The 12,221-nt window shown below is 72.8% G+C and carries 11 protein-coding genes; 3 read left to right on the forward strand and 8 right to left on the reverse strand.

From position 1 onward, the window contains the following. Window positions 1–314: 314 nt before the first annotated feature. Window positions 315–458 (reverse strand): hypothetical protein, encoded by a 144-nt coding sequence (locus tag OG702_RS14610; protein ID WP_327289310.1) that lies wholly within the window; start codon window positions 456–458, stop codon window positions 315–317. A gap of 48 nt (window positions 459–506) precedes the next feature. Beyond that, a complete protein-coding gene (locus OG702_RS35455; protein WP_442814422.1) occupies window positions 507–1,055 on the reverse strand; it encodes an ATP-binding protein in 549 nt (182 codons plus the stop codon). Between OG702_RS35455 and OG702_RS14615 the strand changes: the two genes are divergently transcribed. Both OG702_RS14615 and OG702_RS14620 read left to right on the forward strand, forming a co-directional pair. Continuing rightward, window positions 1,033–1,470: a VOC family protein gene (locus OG702_RS14615; protein ID WP_327289312.1), complete on the forward strand. Its 438-nt coding sequence runs from the start codon at window positions 1,033–1,035 to the stop codon at window positions 1,468–1,470. The two genes, OG702_RS35455 and OG702_RS14615, sit on opposite strands and share 23 nt — an antisense overlap. A 119-nt stretch (window positions 1,471–1,589) precedes the next feature. Next, window positions 1,590–3,530, forward strand: coding sequence for a serine/threonine-protein kinase (locus OG702_RS14620; protein WP_327289313.1), 1,941 nt, complete (start codon window positions 1,590–1,592; stop codon window positions 3,528–3,530). A 64-nt stretch (window positions 3,531–3,594) separates the two neighbouring features. Here OG702_RS14620 and OG702_RS14625 read toward each other — a convergent pair whose 3' ends face one another. The 5 genes from OG702_RS14625 to OG702_RS14645 form a co-directional block, all read right to left on the reverse strand. Continuing rightward, window positions 3,595–4,881: a geranylgeranyl reductase family protein gene (locus tag OG702_RS14625; RefSeq protein WP_327289314.1), complete on the reverse strand. Its 1,287-nt coding sequence runs from the start codon at window positions 4,879–4,881 to the stop codon at window positions 3,595–3,597. 138 nt (window positions 4,882–5,019) lie between these two features. Further along, on the reverse strand, window positions 5,020–6,702 hold the full coding sequence (locus tag OG702_RS14630) for a zinc ribbon domain-containing protein (protein WP_327289315.1): 1,683 nt from the start codon (window positions 6,700–6,702) through the stop codon (window positions 5,020–5,022). Window positions 6,703–6,820: 118 nt separating this feature from the next. After that, a complete protein-coding gene (locus tag OG702_RS14635; RefSeq protein ID WP_327289316.1) occupies window positions 6,821–7,528 on the reverse strand; it encodes a demethylmenaquinone methyltransferase in 708 nt (235 codons plus the stop codon). Between the two features lie 43 nt (window positions 7,529–7,571). Then, a complete protein-coding gene (gene mqnC, locus OG702_RS14640; RefSeq protein WP_442814710.1) occupies window positions 7,572–8,765 on the reverse strand; it encodes a cyclic dehypoxanthinyl futalosine synthase in 1,194 nt (397 codons plus the stop codon). Window positions 8,766–8,835: 70 nt separating this feature from the next. Beyond that, the gene (locus OG702_RS14645) at window positions 8,836–9,696 is read right to left on the reverse strand and encodes a menaquinone biosynthetic enzyme MqnA/MqnD family protein (protein WP_327289318.1); all 861 of its coding nucleotides are present in this window, start codon (window positions 9,694–9,696) and stop codon (window positions 8,836–8,838) included. Between the two features lie 278 nt (window positions 9,697–9,974). Here OG702_RS14645 and OG702_RS14650 point away from each other — a divergent pair, with 278 nt between their 5' ends. After that, window positions 9,975–10,178: a cold-shock protein gene (locus tag OG702_RS14650; protein ID WP_033177709.1), complete on the forward strand. Its 204-nt coding sequence runs from the start codon at window positions 9,975–9,977 to the stop codon at window positions 10,176–10,178. 96 nt (window positions 10,179–10,274) lie between these two features. Here OG702_RS14650 and OG702_RS14655 read toward each other — a convergent pair whose 3' ends face one another. Continuing rightward, window positions 10,275–12,188 (reverse strand): AMP-dependent synthetase/ligase, encoded by a 1,914-nt coding sequence (locus tag OG702_RS14655; protein ID WP_327289319.1) that lies wholly within the window; start codon window positions 12,186–12,188, stop codon window positions 10,275–10,277. Between the last annotated feature and the right edge of the window lie 33 nt (window positions 12,189–12,221).

Consider the following 12,221-nt stretch of genomic DNA (forward strand, 5'->3'; position numbering starts at 1 on the left):
CAAGCGGCGCCGCCCGAGGTGGCGGGCTTGGTAGGCAGACGGTCGTGGTTGTCGACGTGGACGCCGATGTAGAGGCCGTTGGCCGGGTTGGGCGTGGTGGTGGGCAGTTTCGGCCCGCTGATGTGGTGACCCAGGTAGGTGGTCTGAAGGCCGCGGAGGGCGCCGGCCAAGTCGACGAACGACGCGGGAGGCGCGCCCGGTGGGAGGGTGACCAACTCGACAAGGGTCCGCTGATCGGTGCCCCGACCGGATTGCAGCACGGCGGGGACGCCGCCGAGGAACTGGACCAGCGGGCCGCTGGGATCGTCCCCGGCTCACCGGGTCCGTGAACCCCGGCCCCGAGGGAGGGCTTGGGGAACGGAGCGCAGGGCGGCGGTGGCGATGATCCGTGAGTACGGAGCGCGCCGCGGGTATCCGGCCCGGTCACCCGGGCCCGCGTCGAGCGGCGAATCTCTCATGCCTGGCGCCGTTCGTATCGTCGGTCATGGCGACACACTCTGTTTCGATCACCCAGGAGTGCGGCCCCGGGTGCCCGGCAAAGTGCCCGCACGCTGTGCCCGCCTCGGAGCGGTCAACGCAGTCGGGCCGGAGCGCGAACGTGTCCGGCTCCGCCTCGTCCTGCCAGCGCGTCCGGAGCGCCCCCGTACGTCCTCGTCGTCCACCTCGGACGGCAGGCGGGGCAACCGGTCGGCGTCCGCGTCCAGCACCTCGATCCGGACACCGCACCCGGCGGGGAGGCGGCTGAACCGTGTGCGCACCCTCCCGCCGGGGTTACGCGAGTGCTCCACGGCATTGGACAGCAGTTCCGAGAGCACGAGCGCCGAGTCGTCGGCCAGGTCGGCCGGACCCCAGTTCCGCAACGCGTCACGCACCTGGTCCAGCGCGGCGGGCACCGAAGACGGGGACTGGTCCCGGTGCCGAAGCGCTGTCTCAAGCGGACTCCGTGGCTGCGGGTCGTTGAGGTGTGGGTCCCGGCCCCTGACGGGGGTGCGGGGCCGGGCGTTGTCACACGCAGGGACTAGCGTGGCTGGTATGGCTGCTCGTATCGACCTCACCCTTGACGCCGTGCACGCACCGACGCTCGCCGTCTTCTGGAAGACGGCACTCGGGTACGTGGACGAGCCGGCGCCCGCGCCGTTTGCGACGCGGGCGGAGTGGCATGCCAGTTTCGAGCTGGGGGAGGACGACTCCGTTGATGACGGGGCCTGGTTGTGCGACCCGGACGGGGACGGGCCGCGGCTGGCGATCCTGAAGGTGCCCGAGGGGAAGACGGCCAAGAACCGGCTGCACCTGGACATCCGGGTGTCCGGGGACGGCACGCCCGCCGAGCGCTGGGCGCGGATCGAGGCCGAGGCCACCCGGCTGGGGGCGGCGGGCGGCAGCGTGCTGGGCGTCTTCGACGGCCACCATGTCGTCATGGCCGACCCCGAGGGCAACGAGTTCTGCGTCGCCGCCGGCCCCGCGGCCTGAGGCGGGTCACCGGTGGGTGGCCGTCGGGGCACAACTGCGCGACAGGGGGCGGGAATTCGGGGCCGTGACCGGTAGTCTCCGAGCCTCCAGCAGCAGCGATGGGGACGAGGCGGTCAGGGATGAGTGGGGCGGGGTCCGGCGAGGTCTTTCAGCCACTTGACGCGGACGATCCGGTGTCGGTGGGGGCGTACCGGCTGGCGGCGAAGCTCGGCGCCGGCGGCATGGGCAAGGTCTACCTGTCCCACACCCCTGCGGGCCGGCCGGTCGCCATCAAGGTGATCAGGCCGGAGTTCGCCGAGGACGCCGAATTCCGCCGCCGCTTCCGGCAGGAGGTGCAGGCGGCGCAGCGGGTGCAGGGCCTCTACACCGCGCCGGTCATCGACAGCGACACCGAGGGCACCCGGCCTTGGCTGGCGACGGCCTTCGTCCCCGGGCCGACGCTGTCCTCCGCGGTCGCCGAACACGGGCCGATGCCGGTGCCGACCGTGCTGCTGCTGATCGCCGGGATCGCCGAGGCGTTGGAGGCCGTGCACGGCGCGGGACTCGTGCACCGCGACCTCAAACCGTCGAACGTGCTGCTCGCCTCCGACGGCCCCCGGGTCATCGACTTCGGCATCGCCCGCGCCGCCGACGCCACCGCGCTGACCGGCAGCGGCGTCACCATCGGCACGCCCGCCTTCATGTCGCCCGAGCAGGCCGCCGGCCGGGAGATCACCCCGGCCACCGACGTCTTCGCGCTCGGCCAGGTCGCCGCCTACGCGGCGCTCGGCATGCCCGCGTACGGCGAGGGCCCCTCGCACGCCGTGCTCTACCGCATCGTCCACGAGGAGCCGGACCTCGCCACCCTCCCGTCGGAGCTGCGGCCGCTGGTGACCCGCTGCCTGGCGAAGGTCCCGGCCGAGCGGCCGTCGCTGGCCGAGGTGGTGCGGATGTGCCAGGCGGCGTCGGAGCAGACGGAGTTGCGCCGGCCCGAGCAGTGGCTGCCGGGTGCGCTGGCCGCGGAGATCCCGGCCCGGCACGTGGCCCCGGGCTCGCCGCCCGCGACCCCGCCGCCCGCCGACGCGGTGCCGCCGGCCTCGCCCCTTGCTGACGCGGTGCCGCCGCCCCCGGTGACCCGGCCGGTCGCGGCACCGCCGTCCCGGCCGCCCGTCCAGCCGCCGTCCCAGGCCCCCGCGCAGCCGCCCGCCCGGCCCGCGGGGCAGTCTGCCGCGCAGGCCCAGCCTCCCGCCCCGGCCGCCCCGCCCGGCCCGCCGACCCACCCGGCGACGCAGCCCGCGGCCCAGCCGCAGGTCCAGCCGGTGCAGCCGCCGTACGCGGGGCCGCCGGTCCAGCAACCGCCGGTGCAGCACCAGGCCGCCCCGCACCCGGCGTACGGCTACCCGCCGCAGTACCCCTACCCGGTCGCGCACCCGCAGCCGCAGCCGCGCCGGAAGACCAGGCGCAACATCGTGCTGGCCACGCTCGCCGCCCTGATCGTGATCGCCGCGGCCGTCGGCAGCACCCTCGCGCTGACCAACAGCAACGACCACGGTGTCGTCGCCGACCCGGCCGGCACCCCCACCAGCGCTCCGGCGGCGTCCGCCGGGACGACCGGGGCGCCCGGGGCGACCCCCAGCACGCCGGACACCGCCCCGGCCACCACGCCGACCGACGGCGTCCCCGCGCCGAGCCCGGAGCCGCACCCCGGCATCGAGCTCGCCGACCAGTACGACCTGCAGTTCGCCGACCCCGACCTGAAGCCGGTGGGGGGCCCGAGCGGCGACTTCTTCTACGACTGCGTCACGCAGGGCGACTGCTTCCTCGGCACCGACTCCGGCAGGCTCGTGCTGCTCAACGGGAACGAGACCGGCTCTCTCGAGACCTGCATGCAGGTCACCCGCTACAACGGCCGGGTGGACCTGTCGCGCCTGTCGGCGGGCTCGCAGATCTGCGCGAGCACCGGCAGCACCGTCGCCCTGATCACCTTCCAGCGCGCCTCGAAGAGCACCGAGGCCAGCACCTACGTCGTCATCGACGTCACGGTCTGGCGCAACGCGATCCAGCCGACCGACGGCCAGTGAGGGCAAGCACCTCAGCAAGGTCCTGCGCAAGGTCCCCAGGGCCGCCGGGCGGCGGGAGCAGGCGTCAGGCGCGAGGAGTGATCTTCGTCAGGCCGTTGATCACGCGGTCCATCGCGTCGCCGCCGGTCGGATCGGTCAGGTTGGCCAACAGCTTGAGGGCGAAGCGCATCAACATCGGGTGGGTCAGGCCGCGTTCGGTGCACAGCTGGAGCACCTTGGGATTGCCGATCAGCTTCACGAAGGCGCGGCCGAGCGTGTAGTAGCCGCCATAGGTGTCCTTGAGGACCTTCGGGTAGCGCTGGAGGGCGAGTTCGCGCTGCGAGGAGGTCGCGCGGGCGTGCGCCTGGGTGATCACGTCGGCGGCGAGCTGACCGGATTCCATCGCGTAGGCGATGCCCTCGCCGTTGAAGGGGTTGACCAGCCCGCCCGCGTCGCCGACCAGCAACAGGCCGCGGGTGTAGTGCGGTTGGCGGTTGAAGGCCATCGGGAGCGCGGCGCCGCGGATCGGCTGCGTCATGTTCTCCGGGGTGTAGCCCCAGTCCTCCGGCATGCCGGCGACCCACGCCTTGAGCACCTCGCGCCAGTCCAGCTCGCGGAAGGCCGCGGAGGAGTTGAGGATGCCGAGGCCGACGTTGGACGTGCCGTCGCCGAGGCCGAAGATCCAGCCGTATCCGGGAAGTTGGCGCGCCTGCGGGCCGCGCCGGTCCCACAGTTCCAGCCAGGACTCCAGGTAGTCGTCGTCGTGCCGCGGCGAGGTGAAGTACGTACGCACCGCGACGCCCATCGGGCGGTCCTCGCGGCGGTGCAGGCCCATCGCGAGCGAGAGCCGGGTGGAGTTGCCGTCGGCGGCGACGACCAGCGGAGCGCTGAAGACCACCGGGGTCTTCTCCTCGCCGAGCTTGGCCTGGACGCCGGTGATACGGCCGGTGCGCTCGTCGGTGATCGGGGCGCCGACGTTGCACCGCTCGTACAGCCGCGCACCCGCCTTCACCGCCTGCTGCGCCAGCAGGTCGTCGAAGTCCTCGCGCTTGCGCACCAGTCCGTAGTTCGGATAGGCGGCCAGCTCCGGCCAGTCCATCTCCAGGCGCAGGCCGCCGCTGATGATGCGCAGGCCCTTGTTGCGCAGCCAGCCCGCCTCCTCGGAGACGTCGATCCCCATCGAGACCAGCTGCTTGGTCGCACGCGGCGTCAGCCCGTCCCCGCAGACCTTCTCGCGCGGGAAGGCGGTCTTCTCCAGCAGCAGGACGTCGAGGCCCGCCTTCGCCAGGTAGTACGCGGTCGTCGAACCGGCGGGGCCGGCGCCGACGACGATGACGTCGGCGGTGCGCTCGGACAGGGCGGTGTCGGGCACGGTGGCACTCCCGTTTGCGGCGAGGACGGCTTTACGGCATCCGGGCCTCGGCCCGGGTTGCCCCCGAGTCTATGAGCAGCGGATGCCGCGTGGCGCTGGCGGGGCGGGTCCGCGCGTCCCGCCGCGCCGCGGCCGCGGTCACTGGTGGCGGCCGCCGCCTTCCTCACGGCGGGTCTCCGCTTCCTTGGCCAGCCGCTCGGGTTGGACGATGCCGAGCTCGTGGACCTGCTGCGGCGGGGGCGGCTGCTGGGGGACGTGCGGGAACGGCGGCGGCGCGTAAGGGGAGGGCGGCGCCGGGGCCGGCGGGGCCAGACCGAGGACGCGGCGGACGTACGGGGCGGCAAGCACCCCGCCGATCGACCAGAGCAGGGCGAAGAGCAGCGACTCCGGGACGTCGGAGCCCAGCGCGGCGTGCGAGGAGCCGAGGCCGCTGTCGAAGCCGTTCAGCGAGCTGATGCCGCTGGTGCTCACCCCGCCGATCACGACCAGTGCCGTGAACATGGCGCTGAAGACGCCGGCCACGGCGAACTGCTCCGACCGTTCACGGCAGCGCGCGGCCGCCAGCAGGCCGATGACCAGCGCGCACAGCGCCCCGCCGATGAGCGCGAGCACGGTCGACCAGCCGTTCCAGAAGTGGCTCAGCTCCGACAGTCCGAAGGAGACGCGGTCGGTGCCGGTGCCGGCGCCGAGACCCCGGTGCGCCTCGGCAGGGGCGCCCCAGCCCAGCGCGAGCCCGGACAGGCCGAGGTTGGGCAGCACGGCGGCCAGCACGACCAGGGTCGTGCTGTCCACGCCGTTGTCGATGTTGCCCACGGCGACCATGAAGACGACGACGCCGGCGAAGAGCACGGTGACCACCAGGGCGATCAGCGCCGTGCCCGCCACCCGCCACGCGGCGGCGAACCGCGCCCGCAGGGCCGGGCCGTCGAGGACGACCAGCGCGGTCGCCAGGCTGAGCAGGAAGGACCACGGCAGCACCCGGAACGGGCCGCTGTGCAGCGTGACCCCCTCGAAGCCGGGCTGCGCGACGAAGCTCAGCACGGTCGCCACGGCCGCGCTGAGCAGCGCGACCCGCACGGCCGCCTCGGGTCCTGAGTGGCGCCGGCGCACCGACCGCAGGACCAGCACGAGGGCGAGCAGCCAGAGCAGGGTGAAGGTCAGCGGGACGACGGAGACCGATCCCACGCCCGCGCCGGAGTCGCACATACCGGTGTCGTCGTAGCCGTCGTAGCCGTCGAACTCGTCGCCGTCGGAGTCGGAGGTCTCCATGCAGTCCGCGTCGCCGGAGCCGTACACCCCGAACCGGCCGGGGACGTCGACGCTCAGGTGACCGCCGAGACCTTGCACGGCCAGCGCGAGGGCGACCCGGCTGCGCTTGAACCAGCCGATGGCCGAGCCCTTGAAGGCGTGCTGCGACCAGGCGCCGAGGCCGCCGGCCGCCACCAGCAGCACGAGCGCGGGCACCAGCGCGGCCAGCAGGGGGCCGTCCCACCGGCCGGCGAAGACCCGGCGCACGAACAGCCCGGCGGGCGACGGCGGTCCGGGGGGCTGCGGCGTTCCGGGCGGCGGCGCGGCCGGATACCCGGGCCCGGCACCGGGGTAGGCGCCGGTCGGCGTGTACGCGGGAGGCGGCGGAGGCGGCGGTGCGCCATAGGTCGGCGTGGGCGGCGCGTTGGGCGGCGGCGGTGCGGCGGGCGGGGGCGTCGCGCCGGGCGGCGGCGTGGCGGAGGCCGGCGCCGCCGGGAGTTCGTGCCCGCACTTCATGCAGAAGCGGGCAGTGCTGTCCGAGACCGGGATCCCGCACGCGGGGCAGAACGACATTGGCCACTCCGGGAGTCGCGGGGTCCGGTCGTCCCCAGCACGCACACCGCAGCTTAGGGGGCGACTCGCCGCGCCCGCACCGGAATGCCCGACTCCTCAACGGCGGCTCGACACCGGCTCAACCGCCCGCCGGAAGCGCCTTCTTCGCCCGGTGCAGCGCCACGATGCCGCCGGTCAGATTCCGCCAGGCCACCCCCGACCAGCCCGCGTCCTGCAACCGCCCGGCCAGCGCCCGCTGGTCGGGCCACTCGCGGATGGTCTCTGCGAGGTAGACGTACGCGTCCGGGTTGCTGCTCACCGACTTGGCGACCGGCGGCAGCGCGCGCATCAGATACTCGGTGTAGACGGTGCGGAAGGGCCGGTAGGTGGGGTGGCTGAACTCGCAGATCACCAGCCGCCCGCCGGGCTTGGCGACCCGCCGCATCTCGCGTAGCGCCGCGTCGGTGTCCTGCACGTTGCGCAGCGCGAAGGAGATGGTGACGGCGTCGAAGACGTCGTCGGCGAACGGCAGCCGGGTCGCGTCCCCCGCGGTCAGCGGCAGTTCGGGGTGCCGCTTCTTGCCCTCGCGCAGCATGCCGAGGGAGAAGTCGCACGGGACGACGGAGGCGCCGGCCGCGGCCATCGGCAGCGAGGACGTGGCCGTCCCCGCCCCCAGGTCAAGCACGCGCTCCCCCGGCGCCACGTCCAGTGCCTGGGCGACGGCCCGCCGCCACAGCCTGGCCTGCCCGAGCGACAGGACGTCGTTGGTCAGGTCGTACTTGGCGGCGACGTCGTCGAACATCGCGGCCACCGCCTGCGGCTGCTTCTCCAGGGATGCACGGGTCACTCCCCTACCCTATGCGCCACCCCGCAGCCGCGCGGGCAGGGCCCTAGCGGTCGGCGAGGAGGGTGAGTTCCGGGTGGGCGGTGCCGCCCGGGATGGCCGTCGAGGAGAGGTGCGAGACGACGTGGTCGTTGACCGGGTCGTCGGCCGGGTCGTCGTGCACGACCAGGTGCTCGTACGTCGTCGCGCGCTGCGCCGGCACGCGTCCGGCCGCGCGGATCAGATGGATCAGCTCCATCCGGTTCGAGCGGTGCTTGGCCCCGGCGGAGGAGACGACGTTCTCCTCCAGCATCACCGAGCCGAGGTCGTCCGCCCCGTAGTGCAGCGACAGCTGCCCGACCTCCTTGCCGGTGGTGAGCCAGGAGCCCTGGATGTGGGCGACGTTGTCCAGGAAGAGCCGGGCGATCGCGATCATCCGCAGATACTCGAAGAGGGTGGCCTGCGTCTGGCCCTTGAGGTGGTTGTTCTCCGGCTGGTACGTGTACGGGATGAAGGCGCGGAAGCCGCCGGTCCTGTCCTGGACGTCGCGGATCATCCGCAGGTGCTCGATGCGCTCCGCGTTCGTCTCGCCGGTGCCCATCAGCATGGTGGAGGTGGACTCGACACCGAGGCGGTGCGCGGTCTCCATGATCTCCAGCCACCGCTCGCCGGACTCCTTGAGCGGCGCGATGGCCTTGCGGGGCCGCTCCGGGAGCAGTTCGGCGCCGGCGCCGGCGAAGGAGTCAAGACCCGCGGCATGGATACGGCGGATCGCCTCCTCCGCGCTGACCCCGGAGATCCGCGACATGTGCTCGATCTCGGACGCGCCCAGCGAGTGGATCACCAGCTGCGGGAACTCCCGCTTGATCGCGGCGAAGTGCTCCTCGTAGTACTCGACGCCGTAGTCCGGGTGGTGGCCGCCCTGGAACATGATCTGGGTGCCGCCCAGCTCGACGGTCTCCGCGCAGCGCCGCAGGATGTCGTCAAGACCGCGGCTCCAGCCCTTCCCGGCGTCCTTGGGCGCCGCGTAGAACGCGCAGAACTTGCACGCGGTGACGCACACGTTCGTGTAGTTGATGTTCCGCTCGATGATGTACGTCGCGATGTGCTCGGTCCCGGCGTAGCGGCGGCGGCGCACCGCGTCCGCGGCGGCGCCCAGCGCGTGCAGGGGGGCGTCGCGGTAGAGGTCGAGGGCCTCTTCCGGGGTGATACGGCCGCCGTCGGCGGCGCGTTCGAGGACGGCTGCGATGTCGCTCACCAGGGAGGTCCCTTCCGGAGGAGCATGACGAGGAGCTTGACGACGGACCAGGCCAGCGTACGCCGACCCGCCGTCAGCTCGGCGGGAGGAGCGAGACCCGGGCCTCGGGCGGGAAGCCGACGCGCCGGGCGAACTCGGCCAGGCCCGCGAGCTGCTCGGCGCCGAGCGAGAAGTCGAGGGTGGTGAAGTAGCGGCGCAGCAGGTCGGCGTCGAAGGACTCCCAGCGGGCGGCCTGCTCGGCGACCTTCTCGACCTCGTCCAGCGACAGGTCGCGGGAGGCCAGGAAGGCCTTGTGCACCGCGTGGACGGCCTCGGGGTGCGCGGCCAGGTAGTCCTTGCGGACCGCCCATACCGCGAAGACGAAGGGCAGGCCGGTCCAGTCCTTCCACATCTGCCCGAGGTCGTGGACCTCAAGGCCGAGCCGGGGCGCGTCGTGCAGCGACGCCCGCAGGGCGGCGTCGCCGATGAGGACGGCGGCCTGTGCCTCCTGCATCATCAGCGACAGGTCGGGCGGGCAGCGGAAGTAGTCGGGGGTGACGCCGTAGCGCTCGGTGAGCAGCAGCTCGGCCAGCCGTACCGAGGTGCGGCTGGTGGACCCCAGGGCGACCCGCTCGCCGTCCAGCCGGTCCAGCGGCAGCTGGCTGACGATGACGCAGGACATGACGGGACCGTCGCAGCCGACGGCGATGTCGGGCAGCGCGATCAGCTCGTCGGCGTGCCGCAGATACTCCATGAGGGTGACGGGGCCGATGTCCAGGTCACCGTCTATGAGCTGCTTGCTCAGCTTCTCCGGGGTGTCCTTGGTGAGCTGGATGTCGAGCAGTGTGCCGGTTCTGGCCAGGCCCCAGTAGAGCGGGACGCAGTTGAGGAACTGGATGTGGCCGACCCGGGGACGGGTCGGCCCACTGCCGTCGGTTCGCGCTGAAGTGTCCACCTGCTGGACGCTACTCCTGGTCGTCGCCTGACCCGTGCAGGGCCCCCCGTACGGCCCCGAGTACGGGCCCGCGGCGACCCCGCGGCGACCCGTAAAAACGGATCTTGAGACCCTTCCCCGGCCGAGACCCACCGTGCTAGGCTCCTCGCAAGTTGCAGTTTGGTTTCCCTTGCAGTACAGAGCCTGCGGAGCATGTAACCCGCAGGCTTTTGTAGTTTTCAGACTTCGCAGTTGCAGGTTCTGGAGCAGGGCAACCCTTTGGGCCCAAGGAGGGCTTTATGGCTACCGGAACCGTGAAGTGGTTCAACGCTGAAAAGGGCTTCGGCTTCATCGCCCAGGACGGCGGCGGCCCGGATGTCTTCGTCCACTACTCCGCGATCAACGCCTCCGGCTTCCGCTCCCTCGAGGAGAACCAGCCGGTGACCTTCGACGTCACGCAGGGCCCGAAGGGTCCGCAGGCGGAGAACGTCACCCCGAACTAGTCCTCACTAGTCCGGTCAGACGGCGCATCGCGCCCGGAACCTGCAGTACCCAAGGGGCCGCCTCACTTCATGAGGCGGCCCCTGCCTCATATCCCGCTATTTGCGCCCGCGGTACAACCGCTCGATATCGGCGGCGAAATCCCGGGCCACCGCCGCGCGCCTGAGCTTCATCGACGGGGTGAGATGCCCGGCGTCCTCGGTGAAATCCGCGGCCAGCACCCGGAAGCGGCGGATCGACTCGGCCTGCGAGACGGACGCGTTCGCGTCGTCCACGGCCCGCTGCAGCTCGGCGAGCAGCTCCTCGTCCCGGACCAGGTCCGCCAGGCGCACAGTCTCCTTGTGCCGCATCCGCCGCCAGTGCGCCAGGCCGTCCGGCTCCAGGGTGATCAGCGCGGTCACATACGGACGGTTGTCGCCGACGACCATGCACTGGCCGACCAGCGGGTGGGCCCGCAGCCGGTCCTCCAGCGGGGCGGGGGCGACGTTCTTGCCGCCGGCAGTGATGATGATCTCCTTCTTGCGGCCGGTGATCGTCAGATAGCCGTCCGCGTCCAGCTCGCCGATGTCACCGGTCGGGAACCATCCCCCGGAGCTCCCCGCCGTGGCGGGCGAGGGGCCCTCGTCGTTCCAGTAGCCGGCGAAGATCTGCCCGCCGCGCAGCAGCACCTCGCCGTCCTCGGCGATCCGCACCGCCGTGCCGGGCAGCGGCCAGCCCACCGTGCCGAGCCGCGGGCTCAGCGGCGGTGTCACCGTGGCGGCCGCGGTGGTCTCGGTGAGGCCGTAGCCCTCGAAGACCAGCACCCCGGCCCCGGCGTAGAAGGCGGCGAGCCGGGTGCCCAGCGGTGAGCCGCCGCAGATCGCGTAGCGCACCTTGCCGCCCAGCGCGGCCCTGATCCGCCGGTAGACCAGCGGGTCGTACAGCGCCCGCGCCAGCCGCAGGCCGAGCCCGGGACCCGCCCCGGTGCCGGTGTGCCCGGCGACGGCCGCGGTGCCGTACGCCTGCGCGATCCGGGCGGCCCGGTCGAAGGACGCGGCCCGGCCGAGCTTCTCCGCGGTGGCGCGGCCGGTGTTGTAGACCTTCTCCAGGACGTACGGGATCGCCAGCAGGAAGGTCGGCCGGAAGCCGGCGAGATCCCGCAACAGGTCGTCGGTGGCGATGCTCGGCGCGTGCCCGAGCCGCACCCGGGCCCGCAGGCAGCCGACCGCGACCATCCTCCCGAAGACGTGCGAGAGCGGCAGGAAGAGCAGCGTCGAGGCGGGCTCGGCGCTCACCGACCTGAACACCGGGTGCAGCAGTTCGGTGGCGTTGTCGACCTCGGCGAAGAAGTTGCCGTGCGTGAGGACGCAGCCCTTGGGCCGGCCGGTGGTGCCCGAGGTGTAGATCAGCGTGGCCACGGTGTCCGGGGCCATCGCCTGCCGGCGGGACGTGACCAGGGCGTCGGGCAGCGTGCGGCCGCCGGCCGCGAGCTGGCCGACGGCGCCGGTGTCGAGCTGCCACAGTTCCCTGAGCGCGGGCAGGCCCGCGCGGGCCGCGCTGACCAGCCGGGCCTGGTCGACGTTCTCGACCACGCAGGCGGCTGCGCCGGAGTCGGCGAGGATCCATTCGCACTGGGACGCGGAGGAGGTCGGGTAGATCGGTACGGTGACCAGGCCCGCGGCCCAGCCCGCGAAGTCCAGCAGCGTCCACTCGTACGACGTCCTGGCCATCACCGCGAGCCGGTCGCCCGGGCGCAGCCCGGCCGCGATCAGCCCTTTCGCGACGGCGACGACCTCGTCCCTGAAGGCCGCCGCGGTGACGTCCCGCCACCGGCCGTCCGTCCCCTTCCGGCTCATCACCACGTCCGAGGGCGCCTCGGCGGCGTTCGCGAACGGTATGTCCCCCAGGCTCCCCTGCGACGGCGCCGCCACCAATGCCGCCACCGCCGCTTCCACGACCCTCCCCCCTTCGAGGGTGAGCTGCGGCTTTCCCCCGCCCCCCGGTGGGGGCACCACATCCAGACGTCCTGCCATACGACGACTCCTCCCATTCACGGCCTGCGGCCG

The organism is Streptomyces sp. NBC_01198 (genome assembly GCF_036010485.1).
GTDB lineage: Bacteria > Actinomycetota > Actinomycetes > Streptomycetales > Streptomycetaceae > Actinacidiphila.

Bases quoted from the DNA above. Each gene is read 5' to 3' on its own strand.
- OG702_RS14610 (WP_327289310.1), bottom strand. From the start codon at position 458: ATGAGAGATTCGCCGCTCGACGCGGGCCCGGGTGACCGGGCCGGATAC.
- OG702_RS14615 (WP_327289312.1), top strand. From the start codon at position 1,033: ATGGCTGCTCGTATCGACCTCACCCTTGACGCCGTGCACGCACCGACG.
- OG702_RS14620 (WP_327289313.1), top strand. From the start codon at position 1,590: ATGAGTGGGGCGGGGTCCGGCGAGGTCTTTCAGCCACTTGACGCGGAC.
- OG702_RS14630 (WP_327289315.1), bottom strand. From the start codon at position 6,702: ATGTCGTTCTGCCCCGCGTGCGGGATCCCGGTCTCGGACAGCACTGCC.
- OG702_RS14650 (WP_033177709.1), top strand. From the start codon at position 9,975: ATGGCTACCGGAACCGTGAAGTGGTTCAACGCTGAAAAGGGCTTCGGC.
- OG702_RS14655 (WP_327289319.1), bottom strand. From the start codon at position 12,188: ATGGCAGGACGTCTGGATGTGGTGCCCCCACCGGGGGGCGGGGGAAAG.